The sequence below is a fragment of the Roseobacter sp. OBYS 0001 genome, from assembly GCF_019654895.1.
Classification (GTDB): Bacteria; Pseudomonadota; Alphaproteobacteria; order Rhodobacterales; family Rhodobacteraceae; genus Roseobacter; species Roseobacter litoralis.
Window position 1 is genome coordinate 261,080 of sequence record NZ_BPES01000002.1, and the last position, 18,454, is coordinate 279,533.

Consider the following 18,454-nt stretch of genomic DNA (forward strand, 5'->3'; position numbering starts at 1 on the left):
TATTGTCCGTAGCATGTCTCTCCTCCCCAGGATAATGACACGATTCAAATCTAGGTTGTATCTCAAAACTTGTCACACATTTGATTCAAATGTGTTAACAAATTTATCTTTTTCGGCACTTTTTTACCGGAATCTTAAAGAAGATCTCGCAAAACCGGGATCAGCGGTAGGTCTGCGGCGGGCATCGGGTAGTTTTTAAGGTCTTTTGCAAAAACCCATTTCAAGGATTGATTCTCTTTGGGCATGGGCGTGCCTTCCCATTTTCGACAGGCGAAAAGGGGCATGAGCAAATGAAAATCATCATACCTATGGCTGGCAAAGGTTAAGGGTGCCAGACAGGATTGCCATGTGTTGATCCCCAGTTCTTCTTCCAACTCCCGGATCAAGGCGTGTTCAGGTGTCTCACCCGACTCGACTTTGCCGCCGGGGAATTCCCACAGACCGGCCATTGATTTACCCTCTGGCCGTTGCGCCAGTAAAATGCGTCCGTCAATGTCGATTAACGCGACGGCGGACACCAGAACAGTTTTCATGTCGTAACCTTTGCAGTGTCAGGACCGATAGTCCGCGTTTATTTCGATGTATCCATGGGTCAGATCACATGTCCAAACGGTCGCCTCGCCAGACCCTAACCCGATATCGGCGTGAATGCGGATATTTTGCCCCTTCATATGCGCGGCAGCATCCGCTTCGACATAATCCGGGTTAACCCAGCCCTCCTTGGCGACCATAATATCGCCAAAATTGATCGACAGCCGGTCGCGGTCCGCCGGAGCGCCTGATTTGCCAATCGCCATGACAACGCGCCCCCAATTGGGGTCTTCACCCGCGATGGCAGTCTTGACCAAAGGCGAATTGGCGACCGACAAGGCATGCGTCTTTGCATCCCTGTCTGACGCGGCTCCAGTTACGGTGATTTCGACAAACTTGGTTGCGCCCTCCCCGTCCTTGACGACCAAGTGGGCGAGTTCTTGCATTACGCCGTGCAACGCATCGCTGAACGTCTGGCTGTCATCCACGGCGACGCCCGATGCACCCGTGGCACAGACCAACAGGCTGTCTGATGTGGATGTGTCGCTGTCTACGGTGATGCAGTTGAAGGTGTTTTCGTTGTGGGCGGCGACGAGTGTCTGCAGGTTGGCCTGATCAATTTTGCCATCCGTAAAGATATAGACCAACATGGTTGCCATATCGGGCGCGATCATCCCTGAACCCTTGGCAATGCCCGCAATAGAGACTGTTTTTCCTGCGACTTCAACGGACGCCGTTGCGCCCTTGGCGAAGGTGTCGGTCGTCATGATTGCCGAGGCGGCGGCCTCCACGGCGGCAGGATCGAGCGTCGCGGCCAGTGTTTCGAGGCGGTCGGTAATGCGCTCAAAGGGCAACGGCTCACCGATCACCCCGGTTGATGCGGTGAACACGCGGGCCTCTGGCAGATCACACGCGCGCGCCGAAGCACTCACGATCCGGGCGACCGCGTCCAGCCCATTGCGCCCGGTGAACGCATTTGAATTGCCCGAGTTCACCAGAATGGCCGCACCATCATGCGTTGGCCCTCCCAATTTACGCTGGCAGTCCAGAACGGGCGCTGAGCGGGTTGCCGACTGCGTAAAGACACCGGCAACCGCCGTTCCGGGTGCCAATTTGGCCAGCATTACGTCGGCGCGACCTTCGTATTTGACCCCGGCAGCAACGGTTGAAAACGAAACACCGTCGATGATCGGCATCTTTGGAAACGCCTCAGGCGCCAATGGCGAAACAGCGGTAATCTTGGCCATGCGCTGCTATTCCAACAGATCCATTCGGTTGATCAATTCGACCTTCTCATCCGTGTTCTCAAAAGGGCTGACCTGAATGTCTGCTTCATCGGCTGCGGCGGCTATGATGGTTGCGGCAGCTTCGCTTGCAAGGCGTGACTGTATGCCTTCCCGCGCTTGCTCAAGTGTCGGAATCTCTTTCTTCCGCGTGTCATTGAGGACAATCACGTGCCAGCCAAACTGTGTTTCAACCGGATCAGAGACTTCTCCGACTTCCAGCGCAATGGTAGCGGCTTCAAAGCTCGGGACCATCATGCCGGTGCCGAACCATCCCAACTCGCCGCCATTCGGTCCGGACGGGCCTGTCGATTTTTCCCGCGCGGTTGCCGCGAAATTCGCACCGGCGTCGATCGCCTCTTTCACCGCAATGGCTTCTTCTTCGGTTTCGAGCAGAATATGTGAGGCGTTGAATTCTTCTTCGGGGTCGATGTTGCCAAATTCTGCATCATAGGCCGCCTGAATATCCTCTTCGGTGATGGCCTGTTCCAGCGCGATCTCGATTGCCTTGGCGGCCTTCAGTGAGCGTTCTTGATTGTCCAGCGCCATCGCCTCCCCTGCGGATAGGCTTTCAATTCCCTGTGCCAGTGCCGTTTGCTGAACGAGCTGTTCAAGAAGACCGTTCCAGAGTTGATCAGCAGGTATTTGATTGTACCGTTCATCCAGCGTGGCGCGCGCCGCGATCATGTGACCCAGCTTGATGTCTTCGCCGTTCACCGACGCGACAACCGTGTCCGCCGTGTAGGTAACTTCATCTTGTGCAACCACAGGGGCAGCAATCGCTGCGGTCAACGCGGAAAAAGCCAGAATTCTGAGATGTTTTTGCATGTAATCGTCCTATGAGGGGGCCGCGACGGGGCGCGACATTGACACGGTTTGGCGCGACCCTTACATCCCGCGTGTGGCGCTGCAAGAGTGTAGCGTTTAATAACTTTCTATGGGCTGCGTCGCAGACGAGCAAGCAGATCAGCACCTGCCCGTATCACTTCGGCTGGAGAACGCATGCTGGGCATCGGAACTATTTCAAAAAAGATCTTTGGCTCGCCCAACGACCGTAAAGTTAAAGCGACCCGTCCTGTCATTGCCCAGATCAATGCGCTTGAACCTGAGTTTGAAAAACTCAGTGATGAGGGGATCAAGGAAAAGACCGAAGAGCTTCGCAAACGTGCGCTGGCGGGGGAAAGCCTCGATGCGCTGTTGCCCGAAGCCTTTGCCAATTGCCGGGAAGCAGCACGCCGCGCCTTGGGGCTGCGTGCCTTTGATACCCAGTTGATGGGGGCCATGTTCCTGCATCAGGGTAACATCGCCGAACAGAAAACGGGTGAAGGTAAAACGCTGACCGCGACATTTGCCGCATATCTCAACGGTCTGACGGGCCGTGGCGTGCATATTGTAACCGTCAATGAATATCTGGCAAAACGCGATGCCGCATGGATGGGCAGCGTCTTTGGCGCGCTGGGTCTGACAACCGGTGTGGCTTATTCCGAGATGCCGGAAGATGAAAAGCGCGTCGCCTACGCCAGCGATATCACCTACGCGACCAATAATGAGCTTGGGTTTGACTATCTGCGCGACAATATGAAATCCGAGCTGGATCAGATTTATCAAAAACAGCATAACTTCGCCATTGTGGATGAAGTTGACAGCATTCTGATCGACGAAGCGCGCACGCCTTTGATCATTTCAGGACCGTCTCAGGACCGTTCCGAGATGTACAAGACCGTCGATGTGGTGATCCCTCAGGTCAGTGATGAGCATTTCGAGCTGGATGAGAAAACCCGCAACGTCACCTTTACCGATGAGGGCAACGAGTTTCTCGAAGAAATCCTGCACGCGCAGGGCCTCTTGGAGGAGGGTCAGTCGCTCTATGATCCGGAAAGCACAACGGTCGTTCACCACGTTAATCAGGGTCTGCGCGCGCATAAACTGTTTCAGCGCGACAAGGATTACATTGTGCGCGATGACAACATCGTTCTGATTGATGAATTCACGGGCCGTATGATGCCCGGACGTCGCTTGTCCGACGGGTTGCATCAGGCGATTGAGGCCAAGGAAGGCGTTGATATCAAGCCGGAAAACATCACGCTGGCCTCCGTCACTTTCCAGAACTATTTCCGCCTGTATGACAAGCTGTCCGGCATGACCGGAACGGCGTTAACCGAAGCCGAAGAATTCATGGAAATCTATGGGCTTGGCGTGGTCGAAGTGCCGACGAACAAGCCCATCGCGCGGGTTGACGAAGACGATCAGGTCTATCGCACCGCACGCGAAAAATACGAAGCGATGCTGGAAAAAATCAAGGACAGCAACGCGAAAGGCCAGCCGGTTCTGGTTGGTACAACCTCGATCGAAAAATCCGAGATGTTGAGCAATATGCTCAAAGAAGCGGGTATTACCCATAATGTTCTGAATGCGCGCCAGCACGAGCAGGAAGCGCAGATTGTGGCCGATGCGGGTAAATACGGCGCGGTTACGATTGCGACGAACATGGCGGGCCGTGGGACTGACATTCAGCTCGGCGGTAATGTTGATCTGCAGGTCATGAATGCGCTGACGGAAGACCCCGATGCGGACCCCGAAGCTTTGCGCGCCAGCATCGAGGCGCAGCACGCCGATGAAAAGGCCAAGGTGCTGGCGGCGGGTGGTTTGTATGTTCTCGCCTCGGAACGCCACGAAAGCCGGCGAATCGACAACCAGCTGCGTGGTCGGTCCGGTCGTCAGGGGGATCCGGGTCGGTCGTCCTTCTTTCTGAGCCTCGAAGATGACCTTATGCGTATCTTCGGGTCAGAACGGTTGGAGAAAGTCCTCAAGACGCTTGGCCTCAAAGAGGGCGAGGCGATTGTGCACCCTTGGGTCAATAAATCACTCGAACGGGCGCAATCAAAGGTCGAAGGCCGCAACTTTGACATCCGCAAACAGCTGCTGAAATTCGACGACGTCATGAATGAGCAGCGCAAGGTGATCTTTGGTCAGCGCCGCGAGATCATGGAAGCCAAGGACCTGTCCGAAATCACGACGGATATGCGCCATCAGGTCATCGACGATTTCATCGAACAATATCTGCCGCCGAACACCTACGCCGATCAATGGGATTCCGACGGTCTCTATGCGGCGGTTCAGGAGCAGTTGGGCATTGATGTGCCCGTGATGGACTGGGTCGAGGAGGAAGGCGTGGATGACGAAGCCATCCGCGAACGTCTGGTCGAGGCGACAGACAACATGATGACTGAAAAGGCCGGACAATTCGGCGCGGAAAACATGCGCAACATCGAAAAGCAGCTCTTGTTGCAGGCGATTGACACAAAGTGGCGTGAACACCTGCTGACGCTTGAGCATTTGCGCTCGGTTGTTGGGTTTCGCGGCTACGCGCAGCGTGACCCGCTTAATGAATACAAAAACGAATCTTTCCAGCTTTTTGAAACCATGCTGGACAGCCTTCGTGAGGACGTAACGCAAAAACTGTCGCAAATCCGCCCGATGACCGAAGAAGAACAACAGGCCATGATTGAACAGATCCGCGCGCAACAAGCTGCTGCGCAGGCAGCCGCCGCGGGTCCCACAATTTCGGCAGAGGCCGGGCCCGTCGCGGCGACGGCGGATACGGCTGTCGCATTTGACGAAAGCGATCAGTCAACCTGGGGCAATCCGGGCCGTAACGAACCTTGCCCCTGCGGATCGGGCAAGAAATTCAAACACTGTCACGGGCGGTTGATCTGAGCGGTCTGATTTGGGTGCTGAAGTCACCTGTTGGGCCGCTCCCTGATTGGATGTACGTGTCTTTCCGGTGTTGAATAATTCGGCGCCAAGCCTGAAAGTCGCCCTTAAGTAGAAACTGCACAGGGCGGCCCAATATGGCGATGAAAACTGCGGTACTCGGCGCAGTGTTGTTCCTTTTCGGCAGTGCGGTCATTGCCGCAGCGCAGGACGTCACCCTAACGTCGCGCGACGGTCGTATTGAGATCATGGGCGCTTTGATGGGTTATGACGGCGAATTCTATCGCCTTGATACGATTTATGGTGAGCTTACGATCGACGGGAGCGGTGTGACCTGCGAGGGCCCCGGATGCCCGCAACTCGAAGACTTCGTCGCGGAGTTGTCGATATCAGGCTCAGCAACGATGGGTTCCGTACTGATGCCCGCGTTGGTGGAGGGGTTTGCACAGCGCAATGGCTATGAAGCGCAGCGTGAAACCCTTGATGCCACGCATTTTATCTATTCTCTGACTGACCCCGGCACGTCAAAGCGGGCCGCTGTTTTCAGATTTCGAATCACAACCACCGACGAAGGTTTCGCGGATCTCTTGGCCAATGAGGCGGATGTGGTGATGTCCTTGCGCGAAATAACCGCAGATGAAAAGCAGCGCGCCTACGAGGCTGGTATGGGGGATATGACGGACCAGAACCGGTCCCGTGTGCTTGCCCTGGACGCCATCCTGGCCATTGTTTCGCCGCAAAACCCGGTGCAAGAGATCTCTCCGTTAGATCTGGCGCTGTCGTTTGCGGGTGAGATCGACAATTGGGCGCTTTTGGGCGGCCCTGATGCGCCGATATCCGTGTATGCGCCTGACGCGCAAACAGGTCTCGCCCAGGCGGCCAACGATGGCATTCTGTCGCCTGCCGACCTTGGCATGTCTGATGATGTGATCCGCGTGACAGGCGGGGATGCCATGGCTGTTGCCGTCGCCAGTGATCCCTTTGCCCTGGGCCTTGCGAGTTTCGCTGAGATTGGAAACGCCCAACCGTTGGTCTTGAAAGGCACCTGTGGGGGCGTGTTGCGCGCGACGCGGCGCTCGATAAAAACTGAGGATTATCCGCTTACGGCGCCGATGTTTTTATACACGCCCGCGCGTCGCTTGCCCAAAGTCGCGCGGGAATTTCTGGCTTTCGCGCAAAGCTCTGCAGCGCAGGCTGTGATCAGGCGTTCTGGGTTTGTGGATCAGGCACCCGAAGAGGTTCCGATCACGCAGCAAGGTGACCGCCTTGCCAACGCAATTGCCGCCGCCGGGGCCGAGATACCGTTGTCAGAATTACAACGGATTGTTCAGCGGTTGGGTGGAATGAAACGCCTAACCACCTCGTTTCGTTTTGAGGCCGGGTCGGCGCGATTGGATGCACAATCGCGTTCAAACGTCGTTCAACTGGCCCATGACCTTGAACAGGGTCGGTTTGACGCGCGCCAGATGATTTTTGTGGGGTTCAGTGATGGGCAGGGATCGGCAGAGGCCAACATGGAAATTGCATTATCGCGCGCCAATTCCGTTGCGGATGCTGTTCGTACCAAGGCCGAAACGGCGGATTTGATGCAGATTGATATGCAGGTGGATGCGTTCGGCGAGGCCATGCCTCTGGCCTGTGACGATAGTGTTTGGGGACGTCAGGCGAACCGCCGGGTCGAAGTCTGGGTGCGGTAAGGGGTCAAAGATACCCTTCGGCGCGAAAGCTCAATTCGGTCGATTTGCCGATGATCAGGTGGTCGTGCAACGTCAATCCTAAGGTTTGGCAGGCTGCGTTGATCTGATCCGTCATCGAGATATCCGACTGCGACGGCGTTGGGTCGCCGGAAGGATGGTTGTGCACAAGAATGAGCGCGCTGGCGTTGAGTTCCAAGGCGCGTTTTGCGACCTCTCTTGGATAAACGGGAACGTGATCCACGGTGCCTTTGGCCTGTTCCTCATCCGCGATCACGGTGTTTTTCCGATCCAGAAAAAGAACGCGAAACTGTTCCGTTTCGCGGTGCGCCATCGTCGTGTGGCAGTAGTCAAGCAAAGCGTCCCATCCACTGAGCACATGGCGTTGCAGAACACGCGACCGGGCCATGCGATGCGCCGCAGCTTCAACGATTTTCAACTCGGTGATGATGGCTTCCCCAACGCCTTTGATGTCGCGCAAGCGCTGCGGGGAGGCGGTGACCACCCGATTGAAATCTCCGAAACGTTCAAGCAGCGTTCGCGCCAGCGGTTTCACGTCGCGGCGGGGAATGGCGCGAAACAAGACGAGTTCGAGCAGTTCATAATCCGGCATAGCATTTGCCCCGCCTTCCATGAAACGCGTCCGAAGCCGTTGCCGGTGATCGACCATGTAGGACGGGGTTTTTCCCGGAGGTACGGCGACCGGCTCGGCCTCATCAAACAGGAATGCTTGCGGCGCCTCGGCGAAGGTATTTGGGTCCTGGCTCATCGGAGCAGGGTAGCGGCATCATGGTTTCTGATTGGTTAAAGCATCAGGATTCTGGAGCGAACTTGATCTGTCCGCTCCAATTAGGAAAACCACCGGTGAACCTAGCCCTTCATGCTGTCCCAAAAGCTCTTCACGGACGAGAAAAAGCTTGATGATTCCGGGTTGTTGTTTTCGGACAGCTCATCAAATTCCGCCAATAGTTCCTTCTGGCGCGACGTCAGATTGACCGGCGTTTCGACTGCAAGCTCGATAAACATATCACCGGCAGACCCGCCCCTAAGGGCAGGCATACCCTTGCCCCGCAACCGCATCTGTCGCCCTGATTGGCTGCCGGATGGAATCTGAACACGGCCACGGCCGCCGTCGATCGTTGGCACCTCTATGGAACCACCAAGCGCTGCTTTGGCCATGGACACGGGAACGCGGCAAAACAGGTTTGTGCCATCGCGTTGGAACAATTCATGTTCCGCAACTTCGATGAAGATATACAAATCGCCCGACGGGCCGCCGCGCATGCCTGCTTCACCCTCACCGGCGAGCCTGATGCGCGTGCCCGTTTCAACCCCTGCCGGGATATTGACGGAGAGTGCGCGATCCTTTTCAACCCGCCCTGCGCCTTGGCAGCTTTTGCAGGGGTTCTTGATGATCTGACCAAGACCGGAGCATGTCGGGCAAGTGCGCTCGACCGTGAAAAACCCTTGCTGCGCCCGTACTTTTCCCATGCCCGAACATGTGGGGCAGGAGGTTGGTTCAGAGCCACCTTCGGCACCCGAACCGTTGCAGGTTGTACACCCTATCGAGGTTGGAACGTTGATGGTTTTCTGCAATCCGCCAAAGGCTTCTTCGAGGCTGATTTGCAGATTGTACCGCAGATCTGAGCCGCGCGAGGCACGGTTTCCGCCGCCACGCTGACCACCACCTGCAAAATTCCCGAACAGATCGTCAAAAACATCTGAAAAAGCCGACGAGAAATCCTGATTGCCGCCAAAGCCGCCACCGGGACGTCCGCCACCGCCGCCGCCCATACCACCTTCAAAGGCTGCGTGACCGTAGCGGTCATAGGCGGCTTTTTTTTCAGCGTTCTTCAGAACTTCATAGGCCTCGTTCGCTTCTTTGAACTGGGCTTCGGCGCTCGGGTCATCCTTGTTCCGGTCGGGATGCAGCTCTTTGGCTTTGCGGCGATACCCCTTTTTTATGTCATCGCTCGAAGCGCCCTTGGAGACGCCAAGCACCTCGTAATAATCACGTTTTGCCATGAAAATATCCCCTATATGGAACGTGACGGGCCGGCCCGTAAGGCCGGCCCGTTCGGTGGCTCCGGGTTTCGCAGAGCCTTAGGCCCGTTTGTCGCCGTCGAGATCCTCGAACTCAGCGTCTACGATGTCATCCTGACCATCATGCGGCGCATCGGCAGGTTCGGCGAGATCTTCGTTCTCTTCCTGCGACGCCTTGTAGATCGCCTCACCCAGTTTCATGGCAGCTTCGGTGACGTTCTGGATGCCGGATTTGATCTTATCGGCGTTTTCTGTCTCCATCTCGTCCTTCAGGGCGGCAATTGCGAGTTCGATCGCTTCCACGGTGGTTGGATCAACCTTGTCGGCATGCTCTTCCATCGACTTTTCGGTCGAGTGGATGAGGCTTTCGGCCTGGTTTTTCGCTTCGATCAACTCGCGACGTGCTTTATCCGCATCTGCGTTTTCTTCGGCGTCCTTGACCATTTTATCAATGTCGTCATCGGACAGACCGCCAGAGGCTTGGATCGTGATCTTCTGCTCTTTCATCGTGCCTTTGTCGAGCGCGCCAACGGATACGATACCGTTTGCGTCAATGTCGAAGGTCACTTCGATCTGTGGCATCCCGCGCGGTGCCGGTGGGATATTTTCCAGATTGAAAGCACCAAGGATCTTGTTGTCCGAGGCCATTTCGCGCTCACCCTGGAAGACACGGATTGTCACCGCATTCTGATTGTCTTCGGCGGTTGAGAAAATCTGCGATTTCTTTGTCGGGATGGTCGTGTTCCGGTCGATCAGGCGTGTGAAAACACCGCCCAGCGTTTCGATGCCCAGCGACAAAGGTGTCACGTCAAGCAGAACGACGTCTTTTACGTCACCTTGCAGAACACCCGCCTGAATCGCGGCACCCATGGCCACAACTTCATCCGGGTTCACGCCCTTGTGCGGCTCTTTGCCGAAGAACTTTGTGACTTCTTCGACCACTTTTGGCATCCGGGTCATACCGCCGACCAGAACGATTTCGTCGATGTCGGAGGCAGACAGGCCCGCATCCTTGAGCGCATCCTTGCAGGGCTTCAGCGACGCCTTGATCAGATCACCCACGAGGCTTTCCAGCTTGGAGCGGGTCAGCTTCATCACCATGTGCAGGGGCTGGCCGGTTGCACCCATCGAGATGAACGGCTGGTTGATTTCTGTCTGGCTGGAGGACGACAATTCAATCTTGGCCTTTTCTGCCGCTTCTTTCAGACGCTGCAGTGCCATCTTGTCTTGTGTCAGATCGACGGAATGCTCTTTCTTGAACGTATCCGCGAGGTAGTTCACGATCCGCATGTCGAAATCTTCACCGCCGAGGAAAGTGTCGCCGTTTGTGGATTTCACTTCAAACAGACCGTCGTCGATTTCCAGAATGGTGACGTCGAATGTGCCGCCGCCGAGGTCATAGACCGCGATTGTCTGTGTCTGCTCTTTGTCCAGACCGTAGGCCAACGCCGCAGCGGTTGGCTCGTTGATGATCCGCAACACTTCGAGACCGGCAATCTTACCTGCGTCTTTGGTGGCCTGACGTTGTGCATCGTTGAAATACGCAGGCACAGTGATCACGGCCTGCGTGACATCTTCGCCAAGATAGCTTTCGGCGGTTTCTTTCATCTTGCCGAGGATAAAGGCCGAAATCTGGCTCGGCGAATATTTCTCGCCTTTCGCTTCGACCCAAGCATCACCATTGCCACCGTCAATCACGTTGAAGGGCAGGTTCTTCTTGTCTTTTGCGAGGGCCGCGTCGTCATTGCGACGACCGATCAGGCGCTTGACGCCGAAAATTGTGTTGTCCGGGTTGGTCACGGCCTGCCGTTTTGCAGGCTGTCCTACCAGACGCTCATCATCTGTGAACGCAACGATGGACGGCGTTGTGCGCGCGCCTTCTGCGTTTTCGATTACGCGTGGCTGCGATCCATCCATGATGGCGATGCAGCTGTTGGTCGTTCCAAGGTCGATACCGATAACTTTTGACATTTTTTGATCCCTTTTGCTTAAGGCGAAGACACGGAGCGTTGGCCCGTTATGGCGCCGCTGCCCCATATATGATCACATGAAAGCGCTACGCTTCATGCGGTTCGCAGCGTATATAAGGAGGGGGTTCGTATGCTGCAACCTTTCACTTCTTTATGCAGGCGGATTCTGCATGTAATTTTCTTTATTGCGGCAACAAAGGCGTATTGCGGGATGCATTTGGGTGTTTTGGGCTTTGATATTTATAAAGGTTACCTTGATGTCGCCGCCCAACAGCGCCTGCTGGATGATGTGCGCGACGTTGTGCGTGCGGCCCCGCTTGTTCACCCGGTAACCCCGCGTGGCAAGCAGATGTCAGTGCGTATGACGGCGGCAGGTAACTATGGATGGATCACGGATCGTCAGGGCTATCGCTATGCGACGACGCATCCCGACGGGCAGGAGTGGCCAGCGATCCCGGCGTCGGTGCTGCAGGTGTGGAAAGACCTGAGCAGTTCCGCGCGCGAGCCTGAATGCTGCCTTGTGAACTTTTACGGCGAGGGCGCGCGCATGGGACTGCATCAGGACAAAGATGAAGGCAGCTTTGAATTCCCGGTGGTTTCGATTTCACTGGGGGATGAGGGGCTGTTTCGGATGGGCCATGCAGAACGGGGCGGCAAGACACAATCGGTGTGGCTTCGGTCGGGTGACGTGGTGGTCATGGGCGGCGTGGCGCGACTGGCCCATCATGGTGTTGATCGCATTCGATTTGGCTCTTCCAGTCTGCTTGAAAAGGGCGGGCGTCTGAATTTGACGCTGCGCGTTGTGACCTGATCTGGATGTGGATCGCACGTTCGGCAAGCGGGTTGTAGTGGGATTAACGCACTGAGCGTGGGGCCGATTGATAGATCAGATCGACCAGCGTGAATGCCGAAACAAAACCGCCCCCTTGGACGCGCGATGTTCAGAACAGGACAGGCAGACCTTTTCAAAGCTGGCAGGGCGTCATGGAATTCTTGCTGTTCCGTTACTCTCGCCGCATAAGGGGCGGCATAAAGTTAAACGCCAGGGCTGCGAAAAGGTAAATTCATGTTTGATTACAACAAGCTGACACAGGTCATGCGACGTCTTTCGATTGAGGCGGGCGCAAAGATCATGGAAATTTACGAGTCAGATGACTTCGATGTGCAGACCAAATCAGACCAAAGCCCCGTCACGGCCGCCGATGAGGCCGCCGATGCGATCATATCGGCGGGACTCCGCGCAGCGTTTCCGGACGTTATGTTGGTTACTGAGGAACAGGCGGCATCCCACAGCCAAACAGGCGATACATTCCTGATCGTGGACCCGCTGGATGGCACCAAGGAATTTATCCAGCGCCGCGGCGATTTCACCGTCAATATCGCGCTGGTCGAAGGTGGTGTGCCGACACGCGGCGTGGTCTACGCGCCTGCACGTGAGCGGATGTTCTTTACGGATGCAAGCGGTCAATCCGTCGAGGAAACAGGAAGTTTTGCCCCCGAAACCATCGGCGACACCAAAGCCATGTCCGTTTCTGCCCCGGACAACACTGCGTTGATGGTCGTTGCATCAAAATCCCATCGGGATCAGGCGACGGATGATTACATCAACAAATACGCCGTGCGCGACATGAAAAGTGCCGGAAGCTCGCTCAAGTTCTGTCTGGTGGCGACGGGTGAAGCGGATCTGTATCCCCGTCTGGGCCGCACGATGGAATGGGATACCGCTGCGGGTCATGCGGTTCTTGCGGGCGCAGGCGGCGATGTTGTTCGATTCGATGATCTGTCACCGCTGCGCTATGGTAAATCCGGGTATGCGAACCCGTTTTTCATCGCCTATGCCCCCGGTGTTGAGCTGACCAAAGCCTGATGTCTGTCCTGATCGCAATTCCGGCGCGCTATGCCTCGTCGCGGTATCCGGGCAAGCCGCTGGTCGGTTTGCGTGGCGCATCTGGCGAAACGCTCAGTCTGATTGAACGCAGCTGGCGCGCGGCCATGGACGTGTCAGGGATCGACCGCGTTGTCGTGGCCACGGATGATACCCGTATTCAGGACGCGGCGCAGGCCTTTGGCGCAGAGGTCGTGATGACATCGCCTGATTGCGCCAATGGTACCGAAAGATGCGCCGAAGTACACGCAACGCTGGGTGGCGGTTTTGAAATTGTCGTGAATTTACAAGGTGATGCACCGCTCACGCCTGCATGGTTTATCGAGGATCTGGTCGCGGGTCTGTCGAACGCTCCCACGGCCGAAATCGCCACGCCGGTGTTGCGATGTGACGGCGAAACATTGCAGGGGCTTCTGAACGACCGCAAGGCGGGCCGGGTTGGTGGCACCACGGCGGTTTTTGCGCAGAACAATCATGCGCTCTACTTCTCCAAGGAAGTCATCCCCTTCACGTCGCAAGACTATTCGGAAGATGCGCAAACGCCGGTTTTTCATCACGTGGGCGTCTATGCTTACCGTCCTGCGGCCCTCGCGGCCTATCCGGGGTGGCAAGTTGGTCCGCTGGAACAGCTGGAGGGGCTTGAGCAGCTTCGCTTCATGGAAAACGGCAGGTCTGTTCTATGCGTTGAGGTCGAGGCGAAGGGCCGGCAATTCTGGGAACTCAACAACCCTGAGGATGTACCGCGCCTTGAGACAATGATGGCTGCGATGGGATTGGAATGATTCGGGATGTTTACCGTCTTCTCCCTGAGCGGTGGTCATTTGGGTGCAAATAACCTAGGGTAAAGTCGATGTTATGCCTGTTATCTAAGTGTTTCAATTTAAAAGGTATAACAATCCGCGACTTATTAGAATGGTAAATGGACATCCTGCATGGCCCTTCGGCTAGGATGAAAATTGGTAAGAAAGAACGAATATGGCAAACGAGGGTGGCGAGATGACGCGCAAAGTAACGAAAGCAATTTTTCCTGTTGCAGGAATGGGCACGCGGTTCTTGCCCGCGACAAAATCTGTCCCGAAGGAGATCATGACGCTCGTTGATCGACCGCTGATTCAATACGCAATCGACGAAGCGCGCGCCGCCGGGATCAAGGAATTCATCTTTGTGACGTCTCGCGGCAAAGGTGCGCTGGAAGACTATTTCGACCATGCGCCGCAGCTCGAGCAATCGTTGCGTGACAAAGGCAAGACAGAGCTGTTGGAAATGCTCGAAAACACCAATATGGAAAGCGGTGCAATTGCCTATATCAGACAACACAAAGCGCTGGGGCTGGGTCACGCCGTTTGGTGCGCGCGCCGCCTGATTGCCGATGAACCTTTCGCGGTTATCTTGCCGGACGATGTCATTGCCGGTGACAAACCGTGCCTGCAGCAGATGGTTGAGGCATATGAGGAAACGGGCGGCAATATGGTCGCCGCGATGGAAGTGCCTCCGGAAAAAGCATCTTCTTACGGCATGTTGGATATCGAAACGGACATGGGGTCGATGGTGCGCGTCAAAGGCATGGTCGAGAAACCACCAGCCGGTAAAGCGCCGTCAAACCTTGCCGTCATAGGTCGCTATATTCTGGCCCCTGCGGTTTTGACAAACCTCAACGACATGAAGAAAGGTGCCGGCGGTGAGGTTCAGCTGACGGACGCGATCGCGACCGAGATCAACAAGGAAAGCGGTGTCTATGGGTACCGGTTCCAGGGTCAGAGATTCGATTGTGGCTCAAAGTCGGGCTTTTTACAGGCGACCGTTTCATTCGGCCTGGCCCGTGACGACCTTCGGGATGATCTGTCAGAATACATCCATGATATCGTCAGCATGAGTAAGGCAGCGCAGTAGCGCGGCCATACTGCCTTAGGCCTGATTGCTTGTGTCCCGCAGTCAGGCTTCATCTGCCATAAATAATGAAATCAAAAAGCGTCCATGCCTGAGGCTACGGAAAACTGTGTCCTGACCGCAGGCAATTTCCATTGTCGCGTCTATTATTCGTCAGGTCTTAGTTTCATTTGACGCTGTCCCAAAGTTCGGCCTTGTCGGCGCAAAAGAGGATGGCCGCGGCAACATCACTTTGGATTTCTCGGATCAACAGTCCAGTGTCAGGCGGCTTGCTCAGCTTCGACTGATGTCAGGATCGTATAGAGCGTGGCTGCGTTGCGATTTGCCCGCAGCTTCGTACACACGGAAGCGTCACGCAAGGTCCGCGAGACCAGCGCCAATGCCTTGAGATGATCGACACCCGCATCCTCGGGGGCGAACAGTGCGAAAGCGATATCAACGGGCTGGCGGTCAACTGATCCGAAGTCGATTGGTTTATCGAGAAGAACGAAAACACCCAGAACCGAGTCAAGATCGTTCAACCGCGCATGTGGCAGGGCAATGCCATGCCCCACACCCGTCGGCCCAAGTGCTTCGCGTGCCAGCATCGCATCAAGGACCACATCTGCATTCAAATCATAGACTTGCGCAGAGAGGTCGCTGATGTCTTGCATCAAGCGTTTTTTGCTGGAGGCCGAGTTCAGCACCTTTACGGCCTCCGGCTTCAGGAGTTCAGAAAATTCCATATCGCCCGCACTTTTTTGACGCGCCCTGCGCCGTTAAACTTTATTGAGGATCGATCCAGCCGATGTTTCCGTCATCCCGACGGTACACAACGTTTACGCCTTCCTTGCCTTCGTTTCGGAACACCAGAACAGGAGCGCCTTGAAGCTCCATCTGCATTACTGCTTCGCCTACGGAAAGAGATGGGATTTTAGTTTCCATTTCAGCCACGATGATCGGTTGCAGTGTTTCAGGTTCCTGATCCTCCGACTCAACCTCTGATGCGAGGATATATGAGGATGCGCCGTAGATTTCAACAGGCTCCACCCGATCTTTGTGATGATCTTTCAACCTACGCTTGTATCGACGCAGTTGCTTTTCCATTTTCTCGCGACATGCATCAAAGGCTGCGTATATTTCAGTCTGGTGCGCTTTGGCCTGTGCTGTCAGCCCCGTGGACAAATGTACGGTCGCCTCGCAAACAAACTCATGTGCCGATTTGGAGAAAACCACGACGGCCTCGGTCGGGCGCTCGGCATACTTCTTGACCGCTTCGCTGAGTTCATCGCGTACATGGGTCTGAAGCGCTTCACCAATATCGATCTGTTTGCCGCTGATTTGATACCGCATAGGTTCTCCTTTTAAGTCAGACACTTCCAAAAATCACTCGCGTGAGCGTCATTGCTGAACTTTTGGCAGGTTACGGAAAATGGCTGCTCTTCAGGTTGTTGTTTTTTGTGCTCTGACGAGCCGTCTGACACAGTGAAACACAAGGACTGATCTTTGCCATACACCTATTCAGCCCGACAATTGGGGCGGGAGTCAAACAAAAGAAACACGCATAAGCGGAAAAAAGGTAAAGGTTAACAAAGGGTATATCAGGAAATCCTGAATTTATCGCCCAAGTAAACTCTGCGCACGTTTTCGTTGTCGACAACATCTTGCGGCGTGCCTGACATCAGCACTTTGCCTTCGTGCAGGATATAGGCCCGATCCACAATTTCCAGTGTTTCACGCACATTGTGGTCTGTAATAAGCACACCGATGCCGCGCTTTTTGAGGTCGGACACAAGCGTGCGAATGTCATCCACCGAAATTGGGTCCACGCCTGCAAACGGCTCGTCCAGTAGCAGGTATCGCGGGTTGGCCGCAAGACAGCGGGCAATTTCCACGCGCCGTCTCTCGCCACCCGACAGGGCAAGTGCCGGAGCGCGGCGCAGGTGCTCGATGGAAAACTCCGACAATAATTCCTCGAGCCGCTCACGCCGTTTGTGGCGGTCGGACTCGGTAATGTCGAGGATTGCGGCGATGTTGTCCTGTACGGAAAGGCCGCGAAAGATGCTCATTTCCTGAGGCAGATACCCGATCCCAAGCTGCGCGCGGCGATACATGGGGAACGTCGTCACATCCTGCCCATCGATCCGCACGCTGCCGCCTTCCGGTGTGACCAGCCCTGCGATGGCGTAAAATGTCGTTGTCTTGCCCGACCCGTTTGGCCCCAGCAAAGCGACGACTTCGCCCCTGTCCAACTCCATCGAAAAATCGCGGATGACGGTTTTCTTGCGGTATGATTTGCGCAAATGCTCCACCCGTAGCCCGGCAGAGCCCTCTGCGACTGTCAGCTTGGGGCGTGCCATCTACTGATCACCGGTTTGCAGCACGGTTTTAACCCGGCCTGACATTTGCGCGGTGCCGTCGGATATCTGAACGGTCATCGTGTCAGCACTTATTGCCGAGGGGCCTTGCGCAACAAGAACACTGCCGCTCATCACGATTGTCCCATCGTCGACATTATAGTCTGCCCGCTCAGATTCGGCAGCATCCTGTCCGGAAATCAGCACGACATTGCCGGTGGCTTCAATGCGGTCTATCGCCTGTGCCGTCGTGTCATAGATCACCAGCACATTGTCGGCGGACAAACGCATTTCGCCCTGAATCACGATCACATTGTCCGTAAACAGCGCAGTTCCGGCGTTTTGATCGACTGCGAGGCTGTCTGCTGTGACCTCAACCGGCAGCCCGCTGTTTTCCTGAATCGTGCCAAAAGCCACCTGAGTGCCTTGTGCAAACAGTCCAGTGGCCGCAAAGACAAGCGATAGGGAAAAAACGAAGGTTTTGAAAAAAGTCACAGATTATTCTTTCACATTATCCGGATTGTGTAACAGTTTTACGCCCTTTGTAAAAACCCATTGGCCATCTTCTTGCCCTTCCGGGACAAAGAAGCGCATGGCACCGGCCTCCAGATCACCCAAGGGTGTTGTGGCGCGCACTGCACTTGGTGATGTCACATCCGTGACGGACATGCGCAGCAACAACTCATCGGAATACAGGACATAACCGGTTGAAGTCGTAATTTTCACATCCCCATTGAGCGTTGAGCGGTCATTTGCGATGTCAATCAGGGCATCGTTACCATAGGCGGTAATGTTCGAACCGCTGGCCATCTTCATCTCAATATCGACGTTTTTGCCTTTGTTGGTTCCACCGACACCAGTTGGCCCTGTCATGGTTTCAGCAATCACGGCAATCTGATCGCCATTCGCGGACATGCTGGTGTAATATGGGCCGGTGACTTGCTGGTTGGTCAGGCGTTCCTGCACTTCGCTGTCGGCAAAAGGAATCGTGCTGGGCGGATCAACGGCACGCGAAATCAAAAAGAGCGTCGACAACATACCAAGCGCTACCAGAGGCAGGGTCACCTTCAACCATGCCACCATCCGTGAGTAACGATCGGTATGCATCAAG

General features: G+C 55.4%; 17 protein-coding genes. 6 read left to right on the forward strand and 11 right to left on the reverse strand.

What is annotated here, in order from left to right:
• Nucleotides 1–134 precede the first annotated feature (134 nt).
• The 3 genes from K5Q35_RS06775 to K5Q35_RS06785 are packed head-to-tail and all read right to left on the reverse strand — an operon-like array spanning nt 135 to nt 2,642.
• The gene (locus K5Q35_RS06775) at nt 135–533 is read right to left on the reverse strand and encodes a (deoxy)nucleoside triphosphate pyrophosphohydrolase (RefSeq protein WP_013963987.1); all 399 of its coding nucleotides are present in this window, start codon (nt 531–533) and stop codon (nt 135–137) included.
• 18 nt (nt 534–551) lie between these two features.
• Nucleotides 552–1,778, reverse strand: coding sequence for a bifunctional glutamate N-acetyltransferase/amino-acid acetyltransferase ArgJ (gene argJ / locus K5Q35_RS06780; protein ID WP_220798974.1), 1,227 nt, complete (start codon nt 1,776–1,778; stop codon nt 552–554).
• Nucleotides 1,779–1,784: 6 nt separating this feature from the next.
• Nucleotides 1,785–2,642, reverse strand: a complete 858-nt coding sequence (locus tag K5Q35_RS06785) for a peptidylprolyl isomerase (protein WP_220798975.1) — start codon at nt 2,640–2,642, stop codon at nt 1,785–1,787.
• A gap of 174 nt (nt 2,643–2,816) precedes the next feature.
• Here K5Q35_RS06785 and secA point away from each other — a divergent pair, with 174 nt between their 5' ends.
• Together secA and K5Q35_RS06795 are read left to right on the forward strand one after the other, a co-directional pair.
• Nucleotides 2,817–5,531: a preprotein translocase subunit SecA gene (gene secA, locus K5Q35_RS06790; RefSeq protein ID WP_220798976.1), complete on the forward strand. Its 2,715-nt coding sequence runs from the start codon at nt 2,817–2,819 to the stop codon at nt 5,529–5,531.
• 134 nt (nt 5,532–5,665) lie between these two features.
• Entirely contained in the window at nt 5,666–7,225 is a 1,560-nt protein-coding gene (locus K5Q35_RS06795; RefSeq protein ID WP_220798977.1) for a phosphate ABC transporter substrate-binding/OmpA family protein, read from the forward strand.
• A 4-nt stretch (nt 7,226–7,229) separates the two neighbouring features.
• Here the strand turns inward: K5Q35_RS06795 and radC are convergent, their stop codons facing one another.
• From radC to dnaK, 3 genes are all read right to left on the reverse strand, one after another.
• Entirely contained in the window at nt 7,230–7,991 is a 762-nt protein-coding gene (gene radC / locus K5Q35_RS06800; protein ID WP_220798978.1) for a DNA repair protein RadC, read from the reverse strand.
• Nucleotides 7,992–8,092: 101 nt separating this feature from the next.
• The gene (gene dnaJ, locus K5Q35_RS06805) at nt 8,093–9,247 is read right to left on the reverse strand and encodes a molecular chaperone DnaJ (protein ID WP_220798979.1); all 1,155 of its coding nucleotides are present in this window, start codon (nt 9,245–9,247) and stop codon (nt 8,093–8,095) included.
• A gap of 78 nt (nt 9,248–9,325) precedes the next feature.
• Nucleotides 9,326–11,302, reverse strand: coding sequence for a molecular chaperone DnaK (gene dnaK, locus K5Q35_RS06810; RefSeq protein ID WP_259650484.1), 1,977 nt, complete (start codon nt 11,300–11,302; stop codon nt 9,326–9,328).
• 144 nt (nt 11,303–11,446) lie between these two features.
• Here dnaK and K5Q35_RS06815 point away from each other — a divergent pair, with 144 nt between their 5' ends.
• The 4 genes from K5Q35_RS06815 to galU all read left to right on the forward strand — a co-directional run bounded on the left by K5Q35_RS06815 (nt 11,447) and on the right by galU (nt 15,010).
• Nucleotides 11,447–12,046 carry an alpha-ketoglutarate-dependent dioxygenase AlkB gene (locus K5Q35_RS06815; RefSeq protein ID WP_220798980.1) on the forward strand — a complete coding sequence of 200 codons (600 nt, stop codon included), beginning with the start codon at nt 11,447–11,449 and terminating at the stop codon, nt 12,044–12,046.
• 255 nt (nt 12,047–12,301) lie between these two features.
• Nucleotides 12,302–13,102 (forward strand): 3'(2'),5'-bisphosphate nucleotidase CysQ, encoded by an 801-nt coding sequence (gene cysQ, locus K5Q35_RS06820; protein ID WP_220798981.1) that lies wholly within the window; start codon nt 12,302–12,304, stop codon nt 13,100–13,102.
• Nucleotides 13,102–13,902 carry a manno-octulosonate cytidylyltransferase gene (locus tag K5Q35_RS06825; RefSeq protein ID WP_220798982.1) on the forward strand — a complete coding sequence of 267 codons (801 nt, stop codon included), beginning with the start codon at nt 13,102–13,104 and terminating at the stop codon, nt 13,900–13,902. Before cysQ ends, K5Q35_RS06825 begins: the two co-directional genes overlap by 1 nt.
• A 214-nt stretch (nt 13,903–14,116) precedes the next feature.
• Nucleotides 14,117–15,010, forward strand: a complete 894-nt coding sequence (galU, locus tag K5Q35_RS06830) for a UTP--glucose-1-phosphate uridylyltransferase GalU (RefSeq protein ID WP_013963998.1) — start codon at nt 14,117–14,119, stop codon at nt 15,008–15,010.
• Nucleotides 15,011–15,267: 257 nt separating this feature from the next.
• Here galU and K5Q35_RS06835 read toward each other — a convergent pair whose 3' ends face one another.
• The 5 genes from K5Q35_RS06835 to K5Q35_RS06855 form a co-directional block, all read right to left on the reverse strand.
• Nucleotides 15,268–15,732, reverse strand: a complete 465-nt coding sequence (locus K5Q35_RS06835; protein WP_220798983.1) for a PTS sugar transporter subunit IIA — start codon at nt 15,730–15,732, stop codon at nt 15,268–15,270.
• A 40-nt stretch (nt 15,733–15,772) separates the two neighbouring features.
• Nucleotides 15,773–16,339 carry a ribosome hibernation-promoting factor, HPF/YfiA family gene (gene hpf / locus K5Q35_RS06840; RefSeq protein ID WP_013964000.1) on the reverse strand — a complete coding sequence of 189 codons (567 nt, stop codon included), beginning with the start codon at nt 16,337–16,339 and terminating at the stop codon, nt 15,773–15,775.
• 248 nt (nt 16,340–16,587) lie between these two features.
• Nucleotides 16,588–17,346 carry an LPS export ABC transporter ATP-binding protein gene (gene lptB, locus K5Q35_RS06845; RefSeq protein WP_013964001.1) on the reverse strand — a complete coding sequence of 253 codons (759 nt, stop codon included), beginning with the start codon at nt 17,344–17,346 and terminating at the stop codon, nt 16,588–16,590.
• Nucleotides 17,347–17,838, reverse strand: coding sequence for a lipopolysaccharide transport periplasmic protein LptA (gene lptA, locus K5Q35_RS06850; RefSeq protein ID WP_220798984.1), 492 nt, complete (start codon nt 17,836–17,838; stop codon nt 17,347–17,349).
• A 3-nt stretch (nt 17,839–17,841) separates the two neighbouring features.
• On the reverse strand, nt 17,842–18,450 hold the full coding sequence (locus K5Q35_RS06855) for a hypothetical protein (RefSeq protein ID WP_220798985.1): 609 nt from the start codon (nt 18,448–18,450) through the stop codon (nt 17,842–17,844).
• Between the last annotated feature and the right edge of the window lie 4 nt (nt 18,451–18,454).

Coding starts and splice junctions, on each gene's coding strand:
- dnaK (WP_259650484.1), bottom strand. CDS start 11,302: ATGGGGCAGCGGCGCCATAACGGGCCAACGCTCCGTGTCTTCGCCTTA.
- hpf (WP_013964000.1), bottom strand. CDS start 16,339: ATGCGGTATCAAATCAGCGGCAAACAGATCGATATTGGTGAAGCGCTT.
- secA (WP_220798976.1), top strand. CDS start 2,817: ATGCTGGGCATCGGAACTATTTCAAAAAAGATCTTTGGCTCGCCCAAC.
- K5Q35_RS06825 (WP_220798982.1), top strand. CDS start 13,102: ATGTCTGTCCTGATCGCAATTCCGGCGCGCTATGCCTCGTCGCGGTAT.
- K5Q35_RS06795 (WP_220798977.1), top strand. CDS start 5,666: ATGGCGATGAAAACTGCGGTACTCGGCGCAGTGTTGTTCCTTTTCGGC.
- dnaJ (WP_220798979.1), bottom strand. CDS start 9,247: ATGGCAAAACGTGATTATTACGAGGTGCTTGGCGTCTCCAAGGGCGCT.
- K5Q35_RS06815 (WP_220798980.1), top strand. CDS start 11,447: ATGCATTTGGGTGTTTTGGGCTTTGATATTTATAAAGGTTACCTTGAT.
- argJ (WP_220798974.1), bottom strand. CDS start 1,778: ATGGCCAAGATTACCGCTGTTTCGCCATTGGCGCCTGAGGCGTTTCCA.
- galU (WP_013963998.1), top strand. CDS start 14,117: ATGACGCGCAAAGTAACGAAAGCAATTTTTCCTGTTGCAGGAATGGGC.
- cysQ (WP_220798981.1), top strand. CDS start 12,302: ATGTTTGATTACAACAAGCTGACACAGGTCATGCGACGTCTTTCGATT.
- lptB (WP_013964001.1), bottom strand. CDS start 17,346: ATGGCACGCCCCAAGCTGACAGTCGCAGAGGGCTCTGCCGGGCTACGG.
- K5Q35_RS06775 (WP_013963987.1), bottom strand. CDS start 533: ATGAAAACTGTTCTGGTGTCCGCCGTCGCGTTAATCGACATTGACGGA.
- K5Q35_RS06785 (WP_220798975.1), bottom strand. CDS start 2,642: ATGCAAAAACATCTCAGAATTCTGGCTTTTTCCGCGTTGACCGCAGCG.
- radC (WP_220798978.1), bottom strand. CDS start 7,991: ATGAGCCAGGACCCAAATACCTTCGCCGAGGCGCCGCAAGCATTCCTG.
- K5Q35_RS06835 (WP_220798983.1), bottom strand. CDS start 15,732: ATGGAATTTTCTGAACTCCTGAAGCCGGAGGCCGTAAAGGTGCTGAAC.
- K5Q35_RS06855 (WP_220798985.1), bottom strand. CDS start 18,450: ATGCATACCGATCGTTACTCACGGATGGTGGCATGGTTGAAGGTGACC.